At 65.0% G+C, this 21,342-nt stretch carries 19 protein-coding genes; 14 read left to right on the forward strand and 5 right to left on the reverse strand.

What is annotated here, in order from left to right:
* Positions 1 to 39: 39 nt before the first annotated feature.
* The 8 genes from H0I86_RS06675 (at position 40) to H0I86_RS06710 (ending at position 8,559) form a co-directional block, all read left to right on the forward strand.
* On the forward strand, positions 40 to 1,137 hold the full coding sequence (locus tag H0I86_RS06675; protein ID WP_180924455.1) for a serine hydrolase domain-containing protein: 1,098 nt from the start codon (positions 40 to 42) through the stop codon (positions 1,135 to 1,137).
* Positions 1,134 to 1,463 carry an amidase gene (locus H0I86_RS06680; RefSeq protein WP_180924456.1) on the forward strand — a complete coding sequence of 110 codons (330 nt, stop codon included), beginning with the start codon at positions 1,134 to 1,136 and terminating at the stop codon, positions 1,461 to 1,463. The genes H0I86_RS06675 and H0I86_RS06680 overlap by 4 nt, the downstream gene beginning before the upstream one ends.
* Positions 1,464 to 1,676: 213 nt before the next feature.
* Positions 1,677 to 2,852, forward strand: coding sequence for a M20 aminoacylase family protein (locus H0I86_RS06685; RefSeq protein ID WP_180924457.1), 1,176 nt, complete (start codon positions 1,677 to 1,679; stop codon positions 2,850 to 2,852).
* Positions 2,853 to 2,960: 108 nt separating this feature from the next.
* Positions 2,961 to 4,271, forward strand: a complete 1,311-nt coding sequence (locus tag H0I86_RS06690; protein ID WP_180924458.1) for a citrate-proton symporter — start codon at positions 2,961 to 2,963, stop codon at positions 4,269 to 4,271.
* Entirely contained in the window at positions 4,271 to 5,728 is a 1,458-nt protein-coding gene (locus H0I86_RS06695; protein WP_180924459.1) for an amidase, read from the forward strand. The genes H0I86_RS06690 and H0I86_RS06695 overlap by 1 nt, the downstream gene beginning before the upstream one ends.
* A gap of 86 nt (positions 5,729 to 5,814) precedes the next feature.
* Positions 5,815 to 6,585: an IclR family transcriptional regulator gene (locus H0I86_RS06700; protein WP_009047428.1), complete on the forward strand. Its 771-nt coding sequence runs from the start codon at positions 5,815 to 5,817 to the stop codon at positions 6,583 to 6,585.
* A 224-nt stretch (positions 6,586 to 6,809) separates the two neighbouring features.
* Positions 6,810 to 7,400, forward strand: a complete 591-nt coding sequence (locus tag H0I86_RS06705; protein ID WP_180924460.1) for a YceI family protein — start codon at positions 6,810 to 6,812, stop codon at positions 7,398 to 7,400.
* A 1-nt stretch (position 7,401) separates the two neighbouring features.
* Entirely contained in the window at positions 7,402 to 8,559 is a 1,158-nt protein-coding gene (locus H0I86_RS06710; protein ID WP_180924461.1) for a phospholipase D-like domain-containing protein, read from the forward strand.
* Between the two features lie 129 nt (positions 8,560 to 8,688).
* Here H0I86_RS06710 and bglX read toward each other — a convergent pair whose 3' ends face one another.
* Positions 8,689 to 11,010 carry a beta-glucosidase BglX gene (gene bglX / locus H0I86_RS06715; protein ID WP_180924462.1) on the reverse strand — a complete coding sequence of 774 codons (2,322 nt, stop codon included), beginning with the start codon at positions 11,008 to 11,010 and terminating at the stop codon, positions 8,689 to 8,691.
* Positions 11,011 to 11,263: 253 nt separating this feature from the next.
* On the opposite strand from bglX, the gene H0I86_RS06720 reads away from it, so the two are divergent.
* The 4 genes from H0I86_RS06720 to H0I86_RS06735 all read left to right on the forward strand — a co-directional run bounded on the left by H0I86_RS06720 (position 11,264) and on the right by H0I86_RS06735 (position 14,724).
* Positions 11,264 to 11,872, forward strand: a complete 609-nt coding sequence (locus H0I86_RS06720) for a LemA family protein (protein WP_180924463.1) — start codon at positions 11,264 to 11,266, stop codon at positions 11,870 to 11,872.
* A 72-nt stretch (positions 11,873 to 11,944) separates the two neighbouring features.
* Positions 11,945 to 12,694: a TPM domain-containing protein gene (locus H0I86_RS06725; RefSeq protein ID WP_081362480.1), complete on the forward strand. Its 750-nt coding sequence runs from the start codon at positions 11,945 to 11,947 to the stop codon at positions 12,692 to 12,694.
* Between the two features lie 29 nt (positions 12,695 to 12,723).
* Positions 12,724 to 13,341 (forward strand): TPM domain-containing protein, encoded by a 618-nt coding sequence (locus H0I86_RS06730; RefSeq protein ID WP_038581565.1) that lies wholly within the window; start codon positions 12,724 to 12,726, stop codon positions 13,339 to 13,341.
* Positions 13,342 to 13,506: 165 nt separating this feature from the next.
* Entirely contained in the window at positions 13,507 to 14,724 is a 1,218-nt protein-coding gene (locus H0I86_RS06735; protein WP_180924464.1) for a class I SAM-dependent methyltransferase, read from the forward strand.
* Positions 14,725 to 14,860: 136 nt separating this feature from the next.
* Here the strand turns inward: H0I86_RS06735 and H0I86_RS06740 are convergent, their stop codons facing one another.
* Positions 14,861 to 15,754: a DMT family transporter gene (locus tag H0I86_RS06740; RefSeq protein WP_180924465.1), complete on the reverse strand. Its 894-nt coding sequence runs from the start codon at positions 15,752 to 15,754 to the stop codon at positions 14,861 to 14,863.
* 308 nt (positions 15,755 to 16,062) lie between these two features.
* Between H0I86_RS06740 and H0I86_RS06745 the strand changes: the two genes are divergently transcribed.
* Positions 16,063 to 16,644 carry a DJ-1/PfpI family protein gene (locus tag H0I86_RS06745; RefSeq protein ID WP_180924466.1) on the forward strand — a complete coding sequence of 194 codons (582 nt, stop codon included), beginning with the start codon at positions 16,063 to 16,065 and terminating at the stop codon, positions 16,642 to 16,644.
* Between the two features lie 76 nt (positions 16,645 to 16,720).
* A complete protein-coding gene (locus H0I86_RS06750) occupies positions 16,721 to 17,026 on the forward strand; it encodes a ribbon-helix-helix domain-containing protein (protein ID WP_009042529.1) in 306 nt (101 codons plus the stop codon).
* Between the two features lie 34 nt (positions 17,027 to 17,060).
* Here the strand turns inward: H0I86_RS06750 and H0I86_RS06755 are convergent, their stop codons facing one another.
* From H0I86_RS06755 to H0I86_RS06765, 3 genes are all read right to left on the reverse strand, one after another.
* The gene (locus H0I86_RS06755) at positions 17,061 to 19,634 is read right to left on the reverse strand and encodes a TonB-dependent receptor (RefSeq protein ID WP_180924467.1); all 2,574 of its coding nucleotides are present in this window, start codon (positions 19,632 to 19,634) and stop codon (positions 17,061 to 17,063) included.
* A 121-nt stretch (positions 19,635 to 19,755) separates the two neighbouring features.
* Complete coding sequence (locus H0I86_RS06760; RefSeq protein ID WP_180924468.1) at positions 19,756 to 20,715, reverse strand: FecR family protein; 960 nt, start codon at positions 20,713 to 20,715, stop codon at positions 19,756 to 19,758.
* Positions 20,712 to 21,251 (reverse strand): RNA polymerase sigma factor, encoded by a 540-nt coding sequence (locus H0I86_RS06765; RefSeq protein ID WP_180924469.1) that lies wholly within the window; start codon positions 21,249 to 21,251, stop codon positions 20,712 to 20,714. The genes H0I86_RS06760 and H0I86_RS06765 overlap by 4 nt, the downstream gene beginning before the upstream one ends.
* Between the last annotated feature and the right edge of the window lie 91 nt (positions 21,252 to 21,342).

Below are 21,342 nucleotides of genomic sequence, written 5' to 3' on the forward strand. Positions count from 1 at the left end.
GGTCTACCCTCAGCGGGTTCCCTTGCCCGAGTTCCCGCCATGCTCAAAGGCTCGACCCTGCTGCTTGCGCTGCTATTCATGCTCCCCCCGGCCTGGGCCGAGAACTGGCCCGCTGCGCAATGGAGCAAGGGCCCCGCCGCCAGCGGCCCGGCCCTCGAGGCGCTGGAGGCCTACGCCTTCGCACCCCGCAACGAGGCGACCCGCCTGGGCATCCGCAGCGATGCCTTGCTGGTGATCCGCGACGGCCAGTTGATCTATGAGCGTTACGCCCACCCGACCAGTGCCGACACCCCGCACCTGACCTGGTCCATCAGCAAAAGCCTGTTGGCCGCGGTGTTGGGCGTGGCCTATGGCGAAGGGCGTTTCCAGTTGCAGGACAAGGCTGTCCGCTTCCTTCCGGCGTTGCGCCAGCACCCGGACATCAGCCTGGCCGACCTGTTGCACTGGGCGTCGGGCCTGGACTGGCAGGAGGACTACGAGTACGCGCCACTCAAGTCCTCGGTGGTGGCCATGCTCTACACCCGCGGCCACGGCGACATGGCGACCTTTACCGCCGAGCACCCGGCCTTCAGCCCTCCGGGGCAGGTGTTTCGTTATTCCAGCGGTGACAGCAACCTGCTGTCGGCGGCCCTGAAAGGCATGCTGGGAGCCCAGCGTTATGCCGACTATCCCTGGCAGGCGCTATTCGAGCCCCTGGGCATTACCCACGCCGTGTGGGAAAGCGATGCCACCGGCACTTTCGTCGGTTCCTCCTATGCCTACCTCACTGCCCGCGATCTGGCGCGGGTCGGTTTGTTGATGTTGCGCGATGGGCGTTGGGGTGAGCGCCAGTTGTTGCCCAGGGACTGGGTAGAATTCAGTCGCACGCCGTTCGCCGGTTATCAGGCGAACCAGGACGAGCTGGTGCCTGGCGGCCACTGGTGGCTCAATCGCGCCGTCGGCGGCGCTCCATCGCCCTGGCCGGACGCACCGGCCGATACCTTCGCGGCGCTGGGCCATTGGGGGCAGGCGTTGTACGTGATCCCCGGCGCCGGGCTGGTGATCGTGCGTTATGCCGACGACCGCGACGGCAGCTATAGCCACAACGAGCTGCTCAAACTGGCCCAGGCGGCCTTTGCCCGGCAGGTGCAGCCATGAGCCGGCGTCCGTGGGTCGTGCGCCATCCCTTCGCCAGCCTGCTGTTGCTGGCGCTGCTGGCCTTGTTCGGCTGGGGCTGGCACGAGCGGGTCGCGCTGCGGGCCTTCCCGGACATCCTCAGCGCCTACAGCGCCAAGGAGTACTGTTCCTGCCGCTACGTGATGCATAACGCCGCCGAGTACTGCGAAGGTTATGTGCAGCAGTACCTGCCACTCAAAAGTCTGCGAGACGATGCCGAGCACAAACGGGTGAGCGCCAGCGGCCTGGGACGCAGCCACAGCGCTGTCTGGCTGAGCGAACGCCAGGGCTGTCGACTGGAGCCCTGAACGGCGTCGCGCAAAGATCGGTAATCCTTTCCCGGGGCTGCCAGCCCCCGTGCTTATAGGCTCCCCGCACAAGGTTCCACCCTGTGGAACCACATTTGATTGTCGCAGGCGACGGCTCGCGGTTATCTGAGGGCACGCCGCGATCACGCCTTGCTGCACCGTGAGACGCTCCGAAAAAAAGAACGGGATTACACCCGGCCAAGGAGATACGTCATGACCCGTTTCCCGCATATCTTTGCCTGGCTCGACGACGTCGCCAGCGACCTGCGCGCCGTGCGCCAGGATATCCACGCCCACCCCGAACTCGGTTTCGAGGAGAGCCGCACCGCGGCGCTGGTCGCCCGCTCCCTGGAGGAATGGGGCTACCAGGTGCATAGCGGTATTGGCAAGACCGGGGTGGTCGGTGTGCTGCGCAATGGCAACAGCCCGCGCCGGCTGGGCCTGCGCGCCGACATGGACGCCTTGCCGATCGTCGAGAACAGCGGTGTGGCCTACAGTAGCCGCCACAGTGGGTGCATGCATGCCTGCGGGCACGACGGCCACACCGCCATGCTCCTCGGCGCGGCGCGCTACCTGGCGGCCACGCGCCAGTTCGAGGGCACCCTGACCCTGATTTTCCAGCCGGCCGAAGAAGGCCAGGGTGGCGCCGAAGCGATGCTCGCCGATGGCCTGCTGGAGCGTTTCCCCTGTGATGCGCTGTTCGGCATGCACAACATGCCGGGGCTGCCGGCCGGCCACCTGGGCTTTCGCCAGGGGCCGATGATGGCCTCCCAGGACCTGCTCACCGTGACCCTCGAAGGCGTGGGCGGGCACGGTTCGATGCCGCACCTGACGGTCGATCCGCTGGTGGCCGCGGCCAGTGTGGTGATGGCCTTGCAAACCGTGGTGGCGCGCAACATCGATGCCCAGGAGGCGGCGGTGGTGACGGTCGGTGCGCTGCAGGCCGGCGAGGCGGCCAACGTCATTCCGCAACAGGCGTTGCTGCGCCTGAGCCTGCGGGCGCTGAACGCGCCGGTGCGCGAGCAGATGCTCGAACGGGTCAAGGCGATCATCCACACCCAGGCCCAGAGCTTTGGCTGCTCGGCCAGCATCGAACACCGCCCGGCCTATCCGGTGCTGGTCAACAGCCCGGAGCAGACCGAGTTCGCCCGCCAGGTGGGGGTGGCGCTGCTGGGCGAGCAGGCGGTCGACGGCAACACGCGCAAGCTGATGGGCAGCGAAGACTTCGCCTGGATGCTGCAGCGTTGCCCCGGCAGTTACCTGTTCATCGGCAATGGCCTGTCCCGGCCGATGGTCCACAACCCCGGCTACGACTTCAACGACGACATCCTGCTGACCGGCGCCGCCTATTGGGCCGCGCTGGCCGAGAGCTGGCTCGAGCCGGCCTGAGTTTTCCCTTTCTTCTGCCGCTGAATCGGGCGCCATGGCGCCCGGCACTTCCCATAAGGGCTCGACTCGTTATCCGAGAGGCCCGACAAGAATAGAAGGACAGCGCTCATGCACGCCTCGAGATCCAGTGTTTCGCGTACCCGGCAAGTGGTCGCCGCGGTGATCGGCAACGCCTTGGAGTGGTACGACTTCATCGTCTACGGCTTTCTGGCGAGCATCATCGCCCGGCAGTTTTTTCCCTCCGACGACGAGTACGCCTCGCTGCTGATGGCCCTGGCCACCTTCGGCGTGGGCTTCTTCATGCGCCCGGTGGGCGGCATCCTGCTGGGCATGTATTCGGACCGCAAAGGCCGCAAGGCCGCCATGCAACTGATCATCCGCCTGATGACGGTTTCCATCGCCCTGATCGCCTTTGCCCCCAACTACGCGGCCATCGGCATGGGCGCGCCGCTGATGATCGTCGTCGCGCGCATGCTGCAGGGCTTCGCCACCGGCGGCGAATACGCCAGCGCCACGGCCTTCCTGGTGGAAAGCGCGCCGGCCCATCGCAAGGGCCTGTACGGCTCCTGGCAACTGGTCGGGCAATGCCTGGCGGTGTTCTCCGGGGCGGCGATGGTGGCGCTGGTCACCCATCTGTTCTCGCCCGAGGACCTCGATCTGTGGGGCTGGCGCCTGCCGTTCGTGATCGGCCTGCTGATCGGTCCGGTGGGCCTGTGGATCCGCAAGTACATGGAAGAGCCGGAAGCCTTCGTCGAGGCCCGCAAGCAGGTACGCGGCAATGGTCCGGGCCTGATGCAGGTCATGCGCGAGCATCGGCGCAGCATCCTGGTATCCATGGGCCTGGCCTGTGGCGCGACGGTGTCGTTCTACGTGGTGCTGGTGAACATGCCGACCTTCGCCCACAAGAACCTTGGCTTGCCGCTGGACCAGGTGTTGCTGGTGCAGATGTTCGCGGTGGCGCTGATGACGGTGGTGATCCCATTGTCTGGCGCCCTGTCGGACCGGCTGGGGCGGCGCCCGGTGTTGCTGGCCTTTACCCTGGCGTTTTTTGTCATGGTCTACCCGCTGTACGTCTGGGTGGCCGCGGCGCCGTCGATCGAGCGGCTGCTGGTGATGCAGGTGCTGCTGTGCAGCGCCATCGGCGGCTTCTTCGGCCCGGCGCCGACGGCGCTGGCCGAGCAGTTCCCGGTGCCGGTGCGCTCCACCGGGGTGTCGGTGGCCTACAACGTGGCGGTCATGGTCTTCGGCGGCTTTGCCCCGCTGATCGTGACCTGGCTCAGCAAGGTGCTGGGCACCCCGGTGGCCCCGGCGTTTTATGTGTTGTTCGCCTGCGTGTTGACGCTGCTGGGCACTTATTGCCTGCATGAGGCACCCAAAGAGAAGAAACCGAGCGCACTGAATTTCGGGGTGAAACCTTGATGGATATCGCAGCACAAGACTTTGGGCCCATCGTTGAGCTGGGCGCCGTCGAACTGTCCCGGGCGATCCACGCCCGCAGGTTTTCCTGTCGCGAAGTGATGTTGGCCTATCTGGACCGGATCGAGTGCTGCAACCCCCGGGTCAATGCCCTGGTGTCCCTGCGCGAGCGCCGGGTGTTGCTGGCCGAGGCCGAGGAGCGCGACCGCCAGCTGGACCGGGGCCAGTCCATGGGCTGGATGCACGGCATGCCCCAGGCGATCAAGGACCTGGCGGCCACCGCCGGGCTGCGCACGACCCTGGGCTCGCCGCTGTTCGCCGAACAGATACCGGCCCATGACGCCATCTGCGTGGAGCGGGTCCGGGCCAGTGGGGCGATCATCGTCGGCAAGAGCAACGTGCCGGAGTTCGGCCTGGGTTCGCAGACCTACAACAAGGTGTTCGGCACCACCGGCAACGCCTACGACCCGAGGCTGAATGCCGGCGGCAGCAGTGGCGGGGCGGCGGTGGCCCTGGCGCTGCGCATGCTGCCGGTGGCCGATGGCAGCGACATGATGGGCTCGTTACGCAACCCGGCGGCCTTCAACAATGTCTTTGGCCTGCGCCCGTCCCAGGGCCGGGTGCCTCATGGCCCGGCACCGGAGCTGTTCGTCCAGCAACTGGCCACCGAAGGCCCGATGGGCCGCAGCGTGGCCGATATCGCCCGCCTGCTGGGCACCCAGGCCGGGTACGACCCGCGGGTGCCCTTGTCGCTGAAGGACGACCCGGCGATCTTCAACGAGCCCTTGCAGCGGGATTTTCGCGGCGCGCGCCTGGGCTGGATGGGGGACTTCGACGGCTACCTGGCCATGGACGACGGCGTGCTGGCACTGTGCGAAGCGGCGCTGGGGGACTTTCGCCAACTGGGCTGCGAGGTTGAAGCCTGCCAGCCGGCGTTTTCCATGGCGGCGCTGTGGCAGTGCTGGCTGGTGCACCGGCATTGGCTGGTCCAGGGCAACCTGGGGCCGCTGTATGCCGACCCGCAGAAGCGCCAGCTGCTCAAGCCCGAGGCGCAGTGGGAAGTCGAGGGCGGGCTGGGCCTGAGCGCGGCGGAGGTCTATCGCGCCTCGCAGGTTCGCAGCGATTGGTACCGGGCCCTGGAGCGCCTGTTCGAACGTTACGATTTCCTGCTGCTGCCCAGCGCCCAGGTGTTCCCTTTCGATGCAGGAATGCCGTGGCCACGCTTTGTCGGAGGGCGGGAGATGGACACCTACCATCGCTGGATGGAGGTGGTGATTGGCCCGACCCTGGCCGGCCTGCCGAGCCTCAGCGTGCCGGTCGGCTTCAATCCGGCGGGCTTGCCCATGGGCATGCAGATCATCGGCCCGGCCCAGGCCGACCGGGCGGTGTTGCAGCTCGGTCATGCCCACGAACAACTGATGCAGTGGGTCAGGCGTCGGCCGCCTGGTCATCCGTTGTAACCCTAGAATCGGGGTGTGCGGGTTTATCGGGCCCGCATCTTGCTGCGTAAAACGCTCATCCATCCGCTTATCAGGGAGGTCGGCATATGGCCAGCAAGGTAGAAACCGGCAGTGTGCGTTCGGTCGAACGGGCCTTGGCGATCGTCGAACTGCTGGGCCAGCACCAGGCCCTGGGCCTGGAGGAACTGCACTACCTGACGGCGCTGCCCAAGGCCACGGTGTCGCGCATGCTCCTGACGTTGCAGGAGCAGGGCTGGATCTATCGCGGCCTGAGCGACCGGCGCTATCGGCTGTGCGCCAGGCGGTTGTTCGGCGACCAGCAGCAACGTTTCAAGCGGCAGCTGGTGGAGCGCGCCGCGCCCTGGTTACAGGCGTTGAGCGAGCGCACCGGGCTGGTGGTCGACCTGTCGTGTTTCGACGGCGAGCGCCTGGAGGTCATGGAAAGTTCGATCCCGGCGGTGCTGCGCAAGCGTTATCCGCATAACTGCCAGATCGTCGGCCATTATTCGAGCCTGTTCCATTCTGCGATGGGCAAGGCCTGCCTGGCCGAGCTGGATCACGAGCAGGTCCAGCGCCTGGCCGTCCGCGAGCGGGTGCCCCAGGAGGACCAGTACCGCGCCTGCGAACAATCCCAGCATCAGGGGTTCGGCCAGCGCACCGAGGGTTATTGGGAGTACCCGGTGCGGCTGCCGTTCCTGATCCGCGCCGTGGCCTTGCCGATTCGTGACCAGGGCCGGCTGGTGGGCAGCATGGCCCTGCACTGGCCGATGGACCAGGCGCCGGTGGAGCGGGTGCTGAGTTTGCACCTGGCGAGCCTCGAGGCGACTGTCCACGATGTCGAGCGCAGCTTGATCTAGACTCAGCCGCTCGGCTTGGCATTGCGGCGTATCCGGACCACCGGCCGCCCTGTTCGGGGCCGCTGCAAGCCCATCGCGGCTTGCGGCAGCGGCTACAGGGAATCGGGGATCTTTTTCGTCTTTATGCACTCCGAGTATTCGCCGTTCACGGCCCTGTCGCTGTTTGCAAGCGCACGCGGGCCGGTTAAGGTTCGGCTCAGATTTCTCGACCCCATGAGTCTTCCATGTTCAACGCCTCTTTTCCCAAGGCCCTGGCCGCTTTGCTGTTGGCCTGCGCGGCCTGGCCGGCCCAGGCCAACTGGTACCTGGACAACGAGTCCTCGCGCCTGTCTTTCGTCACCACCAAAAACGCCAATGCCTCCGAAGTCCAGCGCTTCCTGGTCCTGCACGGCAAGGTCGACGCCAAGGGCATGGCGCAGCTGGAAGTCGAGCTGGACTCGATCAACAGCGGGATTCCGCTGCGCGACGAGCGCATGCGCAAGGAGCTGTTCGAGATCGACCGGCATCCGGATGCCCTGATCAACGCGCAGATCAACCTGCGGCCGATCAACGACCTGGCGTCCGGCGCGCAGATCGAATTGCGTCTGCCGGTCAATGTCACCCTGCACGGTAAGCAGCACCAATACACCGCCGAACTGCTGGCCACGCGCCTGGACGATCGACGTTTCCAGGTGGTGACCCTGGAGCCGCTGGTGCTCAACGCTGCCGATTTCGACCTGGTGCCGGGGCTCGACACCCTGCGCAAGGCGGCCGGCCTGTCGGCGATCAGCCTGTCGGTGCCGGTGGGTGCGGTACTGATCTTCACGGCACGTTGATATGGCGGGCGCGGTCTTTCCCTGGCGTGAAGGCAATCGTTTCGAGTTGCTGATCGACGGTCCGAGTTTTTTCCCACGGATGCTGGTGGCGATCGCCCGGGCCCGTGAGCAGGTGGAACTGGAGTTGTACCTGGTGGAGGCGGGCGCCTGCGCCGAGGCCATGGTCCAGGCCCTGATCCAGGCCGCCGAGCGCGGGGTGCGGGTGCGTTGCCTGTTCGATGACTACGGCAGCCTGGCCTTCACCATGGGGCTGCGCCAGCGCCTGACCGGCGCCGGGGTCGAGCTGCGTTTCTACAATCGCCTGAGCTGGCGCCGCGGGGTGCGCAACCTGTATCGCGACCACCGCAAGTTGCTGCTGGTGGATCAGGAGCTGGCGGTGGTCGGCGGCACCGGCGTGACCGATGAATTCTGGAACCCGCTGCAGGACAGCTGCGACTGGCATGAAGTCATGGTGGAGATCAGCGGCCCGCTGGTGCTCGACTGGCAGATGCTGTTCGACCGGCAGTGGATCGCCAACCGCTATCGCACCGCCTGGAAGCCGGCGTCGAACTTCGGCCTGCCACGCCTGCCGCGCGTGCCGGCCCAGGGCGCGGGCATGGGCCGGGTGGCCTATGCCGACGCCCGGCAACACCGGGACATTCTGCAATCGCTGGTGCGCGCGTTGAACAGCGGGCAACGGCGGATCTGGCTGGCGACCCCGTATTTCCTGCCGACCTGGAAGGTCCGCCGCTCCCTGCGCCGCGCGGCCGGACGCGGGGTGGATGTGCGCCTGCTGCTGACCGGGCCGCGCACCGATCACCCGTCGGTGCGTTATGCCGGGCATCGTTATTACCCGCGCCTGCTGCGGGCCGGGGTGAAAATCTTCGAATACCAGCCGCGTTTCCTGCACCTGAAGATGGTGCTGATCGACGATTGGGTGAGCATCGGCTCGTGCAACTTCGATCACTGGAACCTGCGTTTCAACCTCGAGGCCAACCTCGAGGCCCTCGACATGCCACTGACCGATGCAGTGGTTGCGAGCTTCCTCGCCGACTTCGACCAGAGCCAGGAAGTCAGCCTCGAAGCCTGGAAAAACCGCCCGCTGTGGCGGCGGATCAAGCAGCGGATCTGGGGCTGGGTGGACCGGCTGGTGGTGAACCTGCTCAATCGCCGCGACTGAACCCGCCCTGGCCTGGCTTGTGCTTCTGTAGGAGCCAAGCTTGCTGGCGATGCGGGCAGCGCGGTGTATCAGGAGAATCGCTATCGCGGGCAAGCCTCGCTCCTACATAGGAGCGAGGCCGGGGGAGGGTTACAGCAGTTCGAAGCTCTGTTGCTTGACGTCCCGGGAGTCCAGGCCGATCTCGACCTTGAACTCGCCCGGTTCCGCGGCGTACTTGAGCTGGGCGTTGTAGAACTTCAGGTCGTCTTCGCTGATGCTGAAGCGGATCACCTTCTGTTCGCCGGCCTTGAGCTGCACTTTCTGGAAGCCCTTCAGTTCCTTGATCGGGCGGATGATGGAGCCGGCGACGTCCTGGATATACAGCTGCACCACGGTTTCACCGTCGCGCTTGCCGGTGTTCTTCAGGGTCACGCTGGCGTCGAGCTTGCCGCTCTTGTTCAGGGTGGTCGACGACAGGGCCATGTCCGACAGGCTGAACGTGGTGTAGCTCAGGCCATAGCCGAACGGAAACAGGGGACCTGTGGTGTCGTCGAAGTACTGCGAGGTGTAGTTGCCCGGCTTGCCCGGGGTGAACGGCCGGCCGATGGTCAGGTGGTTGTAGTAGGTCGGGATCTGCCCCACCGAACGCGGGAAGGTGATCGGCAGCTTGCCGGACGGGTTGTAGTCGCCGAACAGTACGTCGGCGATGGCGTTGCCGCCTTCGGTGCCGCTGAACCAGGTTTCCAGGATCGCATCGGCCTGTTCGTTCTCGTCGAGCAGCGCCAGCGGCCGGCCGTTCATCAACACCAGCACCAGCGGCTTGCCGGTGGCCTTGAGGGCCTTGATCAGCTCGCGCTGGCTGGCCGGGATGTGCAGGTCGGTACGGCTCGAGGATTCGTGGGACATGCCCCGCGATTCGCCCACCGCCGCCACCACTACATCAGCCTGCTGCGCGGCCTTCACCGCTTCGTCGATCAACTGCTGGGCCGGACGCGGGTCGTCCACCACTTCCGGGGCATCGAAGTTAAGGAAGTTCAGGTAGTCGACCACGGCCTTGTCGGCGGTGATGTTCGAGCCACGGGCGTAGATCAGTTGTGCCTTGTCGCCCAGGGCGTTGCTCATGCCGTCGAACAGGGTGACCGATTGCGCCGGTACGCCGGCGGCGGCCCAACTGCCCATCATGTCGATCGGTGCCTTGGCCAGCGGGCCGACCAGGGCGATCTTGCCGGCCTTTTTCAGCGGCAGGGTGTCGTTGGCGTTCTTCAGCAGCACCAGGCTGCGGCGCGCCACATCGCGGGCGTCGCTGCGGTGCAGGCGGTTTTCGGCGTTGGTGTCGGCCGGGTCTTGCTCGGCCTTGCCGATGCGCAGGTAGGGGTTGGCGAACAGGCCCATGTCGTACTTGGCGGCCAGTACTTCACGCACGGCGTTGTCCAGGTCGCGCTGGCTGACGTCGCCGGACTTGATCAGCCCCGGCAGCTCCTTGGCGTACAGCGAGTCGTTCATGCTCATGTCGATGCCGGCCTTGATCGCCAGCTTGGCGGCTTCGCGGCCGTCCTTGGCGACGCCGTGGCGCATCAGCTCGACGATGGCGCCGTGGTCGCTCACCGCCAGGCCCTTGAAGCCCCACTCCTTGCGCAGCAGGTCGTTCATCAGCCAGGTGTTGGAGGTGGCCGGCACGCCGTTGATCGAGTTCAACGCCACCATCACCCCGCCGGCACCGGCGTCGATCGCGGCGCGGTAGGGCGGCAGGTAGTCCTGGTACATCTTTACCGGGCTCATGTCGACGACGTTGTAGTCGCGACCGCCTTCCACCGCGCCGTACAGGGCGAAGTGCTTGACGCTGGCCATGATGCTGTCGGCGTTCTTCGGGCTGTCGCCCTGGTAGGCCTTGACCATGACCTTGGCGATGCGCGAGACCAGGTAGGTGTCTTCGCCGAAGCCTTCGGAGGTGCGGCCCCAGCGTGGGTCGCGGGAGATGTCGACCATCGGCGCGAAGGTGATGTCCAGGCTGTCGGCGCTGGCTTCCTGGGCGGCGATGCGCCCGGAGCGGCCGATGGCGTCCATGTCCCAGCTCGACGCCAGGGCCAGGGGGATCGGGAAGATCGTACGGTGGCCGTGGATCACGTCATAGGCGAAGAACATCGGGATCTTCAGCCGGCTGCGCATGGCCGCGTCCTGCATCGGCCGGTTTTCCGGGCGGGAGATGGAGTTGAAGGTCCCGCCGATGCGGCCGGCGGCGATTTCCTTGCGGATCATCTCGCGGGGCATTTCCGGACCGATGCTGATCAGGCGCAACTGGCCGATCTTTTCATCCAGGGTCATCTGCTTGAGCAGGTTGTCGATGAAGGCGTCCTTGTTCTGCAGGACCGCATCGGAAAAGGGTTTTTCCTGGGTCGATACCGGCGTGGTGGCGGCCAGGGCAGGGTGACTGGCCAGGCTGACCAACAAGCCCAGCAAACACAGCTTCTTCATGAATATTGTTCTCTAGGGCCTAAAACAGACGCGATCAGTACGCGTCGAGCGGCCGAAAATTGGGAGAGCGGCTAATAAAGGAACGACTATTGTTGTTCGGATAAATGCAGCACACTTCTGAACTCTTTTTCGCGCTGGGCATCTTTTAGCCGATTGGCCCGATGCAATCCAGTGGTGGCGGCAGATTATGTCGATGCACTCGATTCAAAGGGTTACAGGTTCCATCCCCTAGGTTGCAAGGAGCGTCACCACCATGAAAGTACGACAGAGCCTGTGTTCAAGCTGGCCCGTGATGGCATTGCTGCTGCTCAGCAGCTTGCTCAGCGGCTGCGGGATCAACAACATCCCGACCCTCGACGAACAGGCCAAGGCGGCCTGGGGCCAGGTACAGAACCAGTACCAGCGTCGCGCCGACCTGATCCCCAACCTGGTGGAAACGGTCAAGGGCTACGCCAGGCACGAACAGGAGACCCTGACCGCGGTGATCGAGGCGCGGGCCAAGGCCACGTCCATCCAGGTCGATGCCAGCACCCTGGACAACCCGGAAAGACTCAAGCAGTACCAGCAGGCCCAGGACCAGCTGACCGGAGCCTTGAGCCGCCTGATGGTGGTGTCCGAGCGTTATCCGGACCTCAAGGCCAACCAGAACTTCCTGGCCCTGCAGTCGCAGCTCGAAGGCACCGAGAACCGCATCGCCGTGGCCCGTCGCGATTTCATCCTCGCGGTGCAGAAGTACAACACCGAGATCCGTACCTTCCCTGGCCGCCTGTGGCACAGCGTGATGTACAGCGACCTGCCGGTGCGTGAGACCTTCGAGGCCACCAGCCCCGACGCCGAAAAAGCGCCAGAAGTGAAGTTCTGATCAGCAGCGGCTGCCCGCGGATCGCGCGAGCGGCCGCGGATCCGGCCCGGCGTTACCACGGATGAGGTTCCAATGCGCGTGTTGAGAGTTGGCCTGGTGCTGTTGCTCTGGGTGTTTGCGATAACGGCCCAGGCCGAGCTGAAGTTCCCGGCGCTGAGCGGGCGGGTGGTGGACAACGCCCAGATGATCGAACCGGCGGTGCGCCAGCAACTGACCCAGGAGCTGGCCTCCCACGAGCAGTCCACCGGCGAGCAGGTGGTGGTCGTGACCCTGCCGGACCTGCAAGGCACCAGCATCGAGGACTTCGGCTATCAGCTGGGGCGCTACTGGGGCATCGGCCAGAAGGACAAGAACAACGGCGCCTTGTTGATCGTCGCTCGCGATGATCGCAAGCTGCGCATCGAAGTCGGTTACGGCCTGGAAGACCGCCTGACCGACGCGCAAAGCTCGGTGATCATCCATCAGGTGATCACCCCGGCCTTCAAGGCCGGCAATTTCAGCAAGGGCATCAGCGACGGTGTGTCGGCCATGTTGCTGGTGCTGGGCGGCAATCCGCTGGACGAGCCGAGCGCCGCCTATGACGGTGGCGGCGAGCGCGGCAGCGAGTTTTTCGATCGGCATCCCGGCGCCCTGGTCTTCCTGGTGCTGCTGTTTATCGTGACGATCTTCGTCTGCCAGTTGCTTGGCATCCTGCCCAGCGGTGGCGGCGGGCGTGGCGGTTCCGGCGGTTTTGGCGGGGGCGGCTTTGGTGGCGGAGGCGGTGGGGGCTTCAGCGGTGGCGGTGGTAGCTTTGGCGGCGGCGGATCGTCAGGCGGCTGGTGACTAAAAATAATCGATGAGTATGGGAAGACATGGCACTACTGAGTGAGTACGAACAACGGCAGGTCGCCGAGGCGATCGCCCGGGTCGAACAGCAGACCGATGCCGAACTGGTCACCGTGCTGGCCGCCCGCGCCGACGACTACGCCTATATTCCGTTGCTCTGGGCCAGCCTGCTGGCGCTGATCGTGCCGGGCGTGGTGCATTACGCCACCGGCTGGATGAGCATGCACCTGTTGCTGCTGGTGCAGTGGGCGACCTTTATCGTGCTCTGCCTGGTGTTCCGCATCCCACGGATCACCACCCGCCTGATTCCGCGCTCGGTACGCCACTGGCGCGCCTCGAACTTGGCCCGCCGCCAGTTTCTCGAACAGAACCTGCACCACACCGTCGGCAGCACCGGGATGCTGATCTTCGTCTGCGAAGCCGAGCGCTATGTGGAGATCCTGGTGGACGAGGGCATTTCCAAGCGCCTCGACGACAAGACCTGGGACACCATCGTCCAGGCCTTCACCCAGCAGGTGAAGCAGGGGCAGACCCTGCAAGGCTTCATCACCTGCATCGAGGCCTGCGGCGAACTGCTCAAGGTGCATGTGCCGGTGACCCACGTGCGCAACGAGCTGCCCAACCGCCTGGTGGTCCTGGCCTGACTTCCCCCGCTCCTGTAGCCGCAGCCTTCGGCAGCGGCTACAGGAGGCCCACTCCCGCAGAATCTGCGCCGTCGGGTAAATAACTCCGTGCCCCGGCGGGCCATCCCCCCTAAAATACCCGCCATTCCCCGATTCACACCCGCACCGCCCGAGGCGCCTTTTTCCATGTCTGCAACCGCAACCCCCGCCAGCCTCGCGCCGGATCATCACGCCCAGTTTCTCGAGCTGCTGGAAACCAGCCTGGCGCAGAACGCCTTTATCAAACTGGTACTGGCCAAGCATGTGGGGGCCGAGGCGGATTTGCAGCGGCTGATCATCAAGCAGCTGACGGTCAAGGAGCAGCCGTGCCTGTCCTTCGTCTACCGCTACAAGACCCGCGACATCACCAAGAACTTCCCGCTGGACGAAGGCGTGGCGCTGATCGCCGGGCTGCTGCCGGCGTCGTTCAAGAACGCGCACCTGCTGTCGCTCACCGATGAAGTGCAGCTCGAATACAGCAAGAAGGGCAAAAGCTCGCTGTTCAAGGGCAAGGCCCAGCAGCAGCGCGAAGTACCGTCCGCCGAGCACAACCGCGAAAAGAACCGCTACCTGGAGCTGAGCCGGCCCTTCCTCACCGACCTGGGAGTGACCAACAAGCAGCACGAGCTGATCCCGGCGATGTCGCGCAAGTGGAAGCAGATCAACAAGTTCATCGAGGTCTTCAGCCATGCGCTGAGTTCGTCGCCGATCGACCTGCAACAGCCGGTGCGGGTCGCGGACTTCGGCTCCGGCAAGGGCTACCTGACCTTCGCCATCCACGATTACCTGTGCAACACCTTGCAGGCGCAAGGGCAGGTGACTGGCGTGGAGCTACGCGAGGACATGGTGACCCTGTGCAACGCCGCGGCGGCGCGCCTGGAGCATCAGGGCCTGGAGTTCAAATGCGGCGACGTGCGCAGCGTGGCGCCGAGCCAGCTGGACGTGATGATCGCCCTGCATGCCTGCGATATCGCCACCGACTACGCGATCCACACCGGCATTCGGTCCGGCGCGTCGATCATCATGTGCTCGCCGTGCTGCCACAAGCAGATCCGCCCGCAGATGCAGAGCCCGGCGCTGCTCAAGCCGATGCTGCAATACGGCCTGCACCTGGGCCAGCAGGCGGAGATGGTCACCGACAGCCTGCGTGCGCTGTTCCTCGAAGCCTGCGGCTACGAGACCAAGGTCTTCGAGTTCATCTCCCTGGAACACACCAACAAGAACAAGATGATCCTCGCGGTCAAACGCGCCGAGCCCCAGGACCCGACCCAGCTGCTGGCGAAGATCGGCGAGTTGAAGGCCTTCTACCACATCAGCGAGCACTGCCTGGAAACCCTGCTGCGGGCCGACGGCTACCTGAGCTGACCACGCCCCTGTAGCCGCTGCCGCAGGCTGCGATCGGCACCGAAGGGGCCGCAAACCAGGCGACGCGCTACATCTGACAGGGCCGGGATACCGCCTTTGCGCCGGCTACGCCGTCGATCGCAGCCTGCGGCAGCGGCTACAGGACGCGCGCTGGGACTGCTTGGCGCACGGCAGTCTTGCGCCCGAGCATCACGGTGAGGATCACGCCGACGGCGAACAGCCAGGTGATCGGTTCCACCTGCTCGCCGAAGAACAGCACCGAGAAGGCGATGGTGAAGAAGATCTGCAACAGCTGGATCTGGCTGACCCGGGCGATGCCGCCCATGGCCAGCCCGGCGTACCAGGCAAAAAAGCCGATGAACTGCGAGAACAGCGCCACGTAGCCGAAGGCCCACCAGGTCTTCGCCGAGACCGCGCCCTGATGCTGCGCCGCGAGGTACCACACTGGCCCGATCAACAGCGGCGTCGACAGCACCAGGGCCCAGCAGATCACCTGCCAGCCGCCCATTTCCCTGGCCAGCCGGCCGCCTTCGGCATAACCCAGCCCGCCGACCGCAATTGCCCCGAGCATCAACAAGTCGCCGGCCTGGATGCTGCCGGCGCCGCTGATCAGCGCGTAGCCCAATACCAGGGCGCTGCCCAGCGCGGCGCAGCCCCAGAAGGCTTTCGACGGCCGTTCATGGGACAGCCATGCCGCATACAGCGCCACGCACAAGGGTTGCAGGCCATTGACCAGCGCGCCATGGGACGCCGGCAGGGTCTGCATGGCCCAGGCCGACAGCACCGGAAACCCCAGGATCACCCCGGCGATCACCAGGCTCAGGCCCTTGATCTGGTGCCAGGTCGGCCATTTTTCCCGCCGCCAGAGCAATAGCAGCGCCGCCGGAATCGCCGCGAACAGCGCCCGTCCCAGGCCGTTGAGCAGTGGATGCAGTTCCTGCACCACGATGCGGGTGAAGGGCAGGGTCAGGCTGAAAATAACCACGCCGAGCAGGCCCAGGGCCATGCCGGTGTTTTCGCGGGAAGACATGATGACAACCGTTTTTTATTGGGGAAGGGCAGGTGCGCTTATCTAGCCATAAACCCACCGCGGCACCCTGTTACAGCTGTACGCAGAGTTATCCATACAGTTCGGCTTCTGTAGGAGCGAAGCTTGCTCGCGATGAACGATGACGCGGTGGGCCAGGTAATCCGTGGTGTCTGGATCGCGGGCAATCGAGCGTCGACCTGCCCCTCCTACAGAAGAAGGCGTCGGGCGTAGTACCGGGTTATTACCCGGCTCCGCGGATAAGGACTACCTTGAACACTCCTGTTTTCCCTTGAAGAGGAGTCATCTCCATGGCCGCGAAAAAAATCCTCATGCTGGTCGGCGATTACGTCGAGGACTACGAAGTGATGGTGCCGTTCCAGGCGCTGCTGATGGTCGGCCACACCGTGCATGCGGTGTGCCCGGACAAAAAGGCCGGGCAGACCGTGCGCACCGCGATCCACGACTTCGAAGGCGACCAGACCTACAGCGAAAAACCGGGCCATCAGTTCGCCCTGAACTTCGATTTCGCCAAGGTCGGGGCGGCCGATTACGACGCGCTGCTGATACCTGGCGGTCGCGCCCCGGAGTACCTGCGGTTGAACGAAAAAGTCCTGCAACTGGTGCAGGCCTTCGACCAGGCTGGCAAGCCGATCGCCGCCGTCTGCCACGGCGCCCAGCTGCTGGCCGCGGCGGGCATTCTCGAAGGCCGCGAGTGCAGCGCCTATCCGGCCTGCGCCCCGGAAGTGCGCCTGGCCGGCGGTACCTACATCGATATCCCCGTGACGGACAGCCACGTTCAAGGCAATCTGGCGACGGCTCCGGCCTGGCCGGCACACCCCAGCTGGCTGGCCGGTTTCCTCGGCCTGCTGGGCACCCAAATTACCCTGTAAACGGATGACTCGCCGGCGCTGCTTTTCTGTCAGGAAGCAGCGCCATCGTCCTACCTCCAACCGAGGAGCGCCCACCATGTGCGAGCTCTACGTCAAAGCCGACCCGATCCTCTATGAGTCCCGCTCGCGCTCGCTGCGCATCTGCGGGGTGGTCACCACCCTGCGCCTGGAGAACCAGTTCTGGGACATCCTCAGCGAAATCGCCGAGGTCGATGGCATGACCACCAACCAGCTGATCGCCAAACTCTATGAAGAAGTGATGGATTACCGCGGCGAGGTAGTGAATTTCGCCTCGTTCCTGCGGGTCAGCTGCACCCGCTACCTGAGCCAGCGCCGCAGCGCCACGCCGGAACTCAGCGTGGTGCGCAGCGCCACCAAATAACCCCGCAACGGTTACAGGGGCAGTGCAACCTGGTTCAGAAGAACCGCGTCACGCTGATCTTGGCGTTGCGCCCAAGGCTGGAGGCGTTTTCGCCGCTCAGGGGCGGGCGGTAATCGCGGTTGAACATGTTGTCCAGGGTGAAATTGACCTCGGTGCCCTTGAGGTACGGCTGCTGCGGTTTCCAGTTGGCGAACAGGCCCTGCACGTTGTAGCGGTCGTTCTCGTACTGGTCCCAGTAGGAGTCGCCCGCGGCGCTGGCCGGGCCGCTCGGGTAGATGTCACTCGGCACGCGGTCGGTCTGGCGTACCCACTGGCCTTGCCAGCCCACTTGCGCATCCCACTGCGGGATTTTCACCCCCAGGGTGGCGACCCACTTGCGTGGCGGGATGTCCCGGGCCCAGACATTCGGCCCCCAGGGGTTGGTGTAGGCGCCTTCATGCTTGCCGGTGATCCAGGAGTAGGACAGCGAGCCGAACAGGTAGGTCGAATCGTAGAAGCTCTCGACCTCGAAGCCCTTGATGGTCAGGTCGCCGATATTGCGGTAGACCCCGATGGTCGGCTGGTTGCACACCTGGCCGATGTTCTTGCCGCCGCTCAGTTGCTCGGGGCAGCCGATCCCCAGGTTCTTCATGATTTCGTCCTTGATCTGGTTGCGGAACACCGTGGTGCGGATCTGCAGGCTGTCGGCCTGGGTCAGGACGTCGGAGAAGCGGGTGATGTTACCGGCGCGCAATGCGGTGATGCGCTCCGGGTCGAGGTCGCGGCTGGTGGAGGAGCGGGTGGTGCCGGCCGCCTGGACTTCGTACTGCTCGTCGATCACCGGCGCGCGCCAGGTCTTGCTGTAGTCGGCGAACAGGGCGAATTGCGGGGTGACCGTCCAGAACGCCGACAGCCGTGGCGACCAGCCGGTGTAGGTCTTGTCGCCGTAATCGTGGCCGACCACCGGATCGGGGCTGTTGTAGATCGGCGCGTCGTTTTTCTGCCCACGGTTGCGCACATGGTCGTAGCGCAGGGACGGGGTCAAGGTGAAGTTGCCCAGGGTGATCGCGTCCTGGATATAGAAGGCGTTGTTGTCGACCTTGCCATGGGGCATGAAGCCCGGCTGGTAATGCCCGTTGTTGTATTTGGGCACCTCGTAGGTCTTGCCCGGCATCCACATGTCCACTTCGCGGTCGTGCTTGCGGATCTGGATGCCATTGGTCAAGGCGTGTTCCAGCAGGCCGGTGTTGAAGCGGCTGGTGTTTTTCAGCGAGAGGATCCTGTCCTCGTAACCCACGGTGATCTTGCGGCCACCGGAGGCCGGCTGGAAGTAGGCGTTCGGGCCGCGCTCGTCGGTCTGGTCGGTCTTGGACTCGGAGTACTTGGCCTCGAAGTCGATCCACGGGTTGTCCAGCGGCGTGTATTGGTACTTGGCCTGCCAAGTGGTGTCGATGGTGTTGCGCTGGGCCAGGAAGCGCCGGGTGGCGCCGTCGTAACCGTACTTGTCGATATCGCGCTGGGTCGGCGGCGTCGGGTAGCTCTTGGCCGAGAAGGGCGCCCAGATATCACTGTTGGAGCGCATGTAGCTGAAGCCCAGGCGATGTTCGTCGGTCAGCTGCATGTTCAGCTTGAACAGCTCGCCGTCCAGATCCTGGGCGGTGTTGGGCAGGCGCTTGGGGTTGATCGGGTAGGCGTTGCGCGGGTCCGGCTGGGCGCTGGCCAGCTTCATGTCGTCGCCGTCGCGTTTGGTCCAGTAGGCCAGGGCGTCGAAACGCCGGTCCTCGGTACGCCCGTACACCGCGCCGGTGTAGGCCTGCTCATGGCTGTTGCTGCTGTAGCCATACTTGAGCATGGCGCCGGTGTCACGGCCTTCCAACAGCAGGTCCGGGGCGTCCTTGGTTTCCATGTGCACGGTGCCGCCGAAACCGCCGTTGCCGGTCTCGGGCGAGTGCGGGCCCTTTTCCACTTCGATGCGCTTGATCAGTTCCGGCTCGATGAAGATCGAGCCCTGCTGGTAGCGTTCGAAGCCGCTCTTGGTCGCGCCGTCGACGCTCATCGGCACGTCTTCGGCATCGCCCAGGCCCCAGATGTTGATGGTCTGGCCGCCGGGCTTGAGCGAGCCGCCGAGGCTGACGCCGGGCAGGGTGGCGATCAGGCTGGGGATGTTGGTGGCCTGGTGGCGATCGATCTCGGCCTGGTTCAGGGTCGAGCGGCCGACCGTGGCGGAGTCCACTTCCAGGCCGCTGCCGATGACGCTCATGGCGCCCAGCTGCAGCGCCGAACTGCGGGTGCTGCTGTTTTCCGCGGGGCGCACCACGTAGGTCTGGTCGACCTTGACCAGGCTGAACTCGCTGCCGCCCAGCAACTGCTGGATCGCCGCCTCGGGGCTGAAATCGCCCTTCAGCGCCGGGGCCTTCACGTTGCGCAGCAACTCTTCGTCGAACAGCAGCTGGATCTTCGCCTGCTGCGCCACCTGGCTCAACGAGGTCGCCAGCGGCTGGGCGGGCAGGGCGAAGGCGAACGATTCGGCCTGAATCTGCGCCTGGCACTGCAGGCTGAACGCCAGGCAGGCGGCGAGCAAGGTCGGACGCGAACAGATGAGCTGCAAGTGATAAGGCACGCGAAACATGAAATCCCCCGGAGCGGCGACAAAGGCCAGAAAAGGTGTGCGTAAACAACGCAGACCGGAGGAAGACGTGTCAGTAAGCTAAAACCTCATATGCGAATGCAAAATATTCGCATATGGGTTTTCAGCGCCGGGCTTCGATGCGCACGCGGCCGTCGGCCAGGGCCACGGTTTTCACCGGAATCAGGGCTGGCAGGGCCTTGATCAGGGCGTCCGGATCCTGCACATCGAGGTTGCCCGAGACCTTGAAGTTGCCCAGGGCGCCGTCGGCCAATAGCACGGGCTGGCGGCGATAGAGGTTCAACTCGTCCACCAGGCTGGCCAGGTCGCGATTGCGAAAGGCCAGGTGGCCGCCGCGCCAGTCGGCGACCTCGGCGACGTTCACGGGCTGTTCCCGCAGGGCGCCGCTGGCGTAGTCATAGATCCCGCGCTGGCGGGCGCCGAGCAGCAGCGAATCGGGCTTTTGTTCGTCGGGAACGAACGCCACCTGGCCATGGGCAACGCTGACCACCAGTTGTTTCTCGCCGCGACGCACATCGAAGCCGGTGCCGACCACCCGCACCCGGGCCGCGCCGGAGTGCACCCACAGCGGCCGTTCCTTGTCGGCGGCGACTTCCAGGTACAGCTGGCCCTGGTCCAGATAGAGGTTGCGTTGTTGCGCCGTGAAGTCGATGCGCAGGCGGGTATTGGCGTTGACGTACAGGGTGCTGCCATCGGGCAGGTTGAAGCTGCGCATGCCCTGGTCCTGGGCGGCGATCTGTTGCGAATAGATCGCCGGCGGGGCGCCCAGCTCGATGGCCAGCAGTGCGCAGACCAGCGCAGCGGCCACCGCCAGGGCCGGGCGCCAGCGCGGCTTTTTGCGCAGCGGCAGCGGCGTCGGTCGATTCAGCGGTTCGAGTTCGGCCAGGTCGGCCCACAAGCGCTCGAACTCGGCGTAGGCCCGGGCGTGGGCCGGTTCGCTGGACCAGGCCGCGAAGGCGTCGCGCGTGGCCTGGCTGCGATCGTTGCGATTGCGAGTGAACCAGCCGGCCGCCTGGGCATCGATGCTGTCGATCTGCTGCTCGGTGTCGTGGGGGCGGGTCATTGGACTTGCTCCTTGCCGTGTTCCTGTTCCAGGCGCTGCTTGCAGTGCAGCAGGGCAAAGGCGATGTGTTTTTCCACCATGCTCAGGGATATACCCATGCGTTCGGCGATCTGCGCCTGGCTCAGGCCTTCGAAGCGGTGCAGCATAAGGGCTTCGCGGCGGCGCGGCGAGAGTTCGGCGAGCACGCTCTTCAAGCGCTCCAGGCGTTGCAGGCGCTGGACCGCGGGCAGTGGTTCGTGGTGTTCGTCGGCCAGCGGCTCGGGTTCTGTTGCATGCGGTTCGTGGTGCACCTTGTGCCTGACCTTCTGCCGGCGCCAGTGATCGCGCAGCAGGTTGCGCGCCATCTGGAACAGAAAGGCGCGGGGTTGTTCGACCTTGGCCCGGTCGCGGTAGTCGAGCCATTGGGTGAAGACGTCCTGAGTCATGTCCGCCGCATCGCTGGCGTTGTCCGTGCGTTTACGCAGGTAATGCAGGATGTCCGCATAGAACCCGCGGACGGGGTCCGCCGAGGTGGGGTCGGGCTTGAAGCGAGACATGAAAATCCTTCGCAAGTACTGCCGGGCAGAAAGGTCGCGAATGATATCGAGAATTATTACTATTTGTCTGCATGAGTTTCGCCTCATGAAC

Source organism: Pseudomonas chlororaphis subsp. aurantiaca, from assembly GCF_013466605.1.
Taxonomy (GTDB): Bacteria; Pseudomonadota; Gammaproteobacteria; order Pseudomonadales; family Pseudomonadaceae; genus Aquipseudomonas; species Aquipseudomonas chlororaphis_I.

Bases quoted from the DNA above. Each gene is read 5' to 3' on its own strand.
- H0I86_RS06675 (WP_180924455.1), top strand. From the start codon at position 40: ATGCTCAAAGGCTCGACCCTGCTGCTTGCGCTGCTATTCATGCTCCCC.
- H0I86_RS06680 (WP_180924456.1), top strand. From the start codon at position 1,134: ATGAGCCGGCGTCCGTGGGTCGTGCGCCATCCCTTCGCCAGCCTGCTG.
- H0I86_RS06685 (WP_180924457.1), top strand. From the start codon at position 1,677: ATGACCCGTTTCCCGCATATCTTTGCCTGGCTCGACGACGTCGCCAGC.
- H0I86_RS06690 (WP_180924458.1), top strand. From the start codon at position 2,961: ATGCACGCCTCGAGATCCAGTGTTTCGCGTACCCGGCAAGTGGTCGCC.
- H0I86_RS06695 (WP_180924459.1), top strand. From the start codon at position 4,271: ATGGATATCGCAGCACAAGACTTTGGGCCCATCGTTGAGCTGGGCGCC.
- H0I86_RS06700 (WP_009047428.1), top strand. From the start codon at position 5,815: ATGGCCAGCAAGGTAGAAACCGGCAGTGTGCGTTCGGTCGAACGGGCC.
- H0I86_RS06705 (WP_180924460.1), top strand. From the start codon at position 6,810: ATGTTCAACGCCTCTTTTCCCAAGGCCCTGGCCGCTTTGCTGTTGGCC.
- H0I86_RS06710 (WP_180924461.1), top strand. From the start codon at position 7,402: ATGGCGGGCGCGGTCTTTCCCTGGCGTGAAGGCAATCGTTTCGAGTTG.
- bglX (WP_180924462.1), bottom strand. From the start codon at position 11,010: ATGAAGAAGCTGTGTTTGCTGGGCTTGTTGGTCAGCCTGGCCAGTCAC.
- H0I86_RS06720 (WP_180924463.1), top strand. From the start codon at position 11,264: ATGAAAGTACGACAGAGCCTGTGTTCAAGCTGGCCCGTGATGGCATTG.
- H0I86_RS06725 (WP_081362480.1), top strand. From the start codon at position 11,945: ATGCGCGTGTTGAGAGTTGGCCTGGTGCTGTTGCTCTGGGTGTTTGCG.
- H0I86_RS06730 (WP_038581565.1), top strand. From the start codon at position 12,724: ATGGCACTACTGAGTGAGTACGAACAACGGCAGGTCGCCGAGGCGATC.
- H0I86_RS06735 (WP_180924464.1), top strand. From the start codon at position 13,507: ATGTCTGCAACCGCAACCCCCGCCAGCCTCGCGCCGGATCATCACGCC.
- H0I86_RS06740 (WP_180924465.1), bottom strand. From the start codon at position 15,754: ATGTCTTCCCGCGAAAACACCGGCATGGCCCTGGGCCTGCTCGGCGTG.
- H0I86_RS06745 (WP_180924466.1), top strand. From the start codon at position 16,063: ATGGCCGCGAAAAAAATCCTCATGCTGGTCGGCGATTACGTCGAGGAC.
- H0I86_RS06750 (WP_009042529.1), top strand. From the start codon at position 16,721: ATGTGCGAGCTCTACGTCAAAGCCGACCCGATCCTCTATGAGTCCCGC.
- H0I86_RS06755 (WP_180924467.1), bottom strand. From the start codon at position 19,634: ATGTTTCGCGTGCCTTATCACTTGCAGCTCATCTGTTCGCGTCCGACC.
- H0I86_RS06760 (WP_180924468.1), bottom strand. From the start codon at position 20,715: ATGACCCGCCCCCACGACACCGAGCAGCAGATCGACAGCATCGATGCC.
- H0I86_RS06765 (WP_180924469.1), bottom strand. From the start codon at position 21,251: ATGTCTCGCTTCAAGCCCGACCCCACCTCGGCGGACCCCGTCCGCGGG.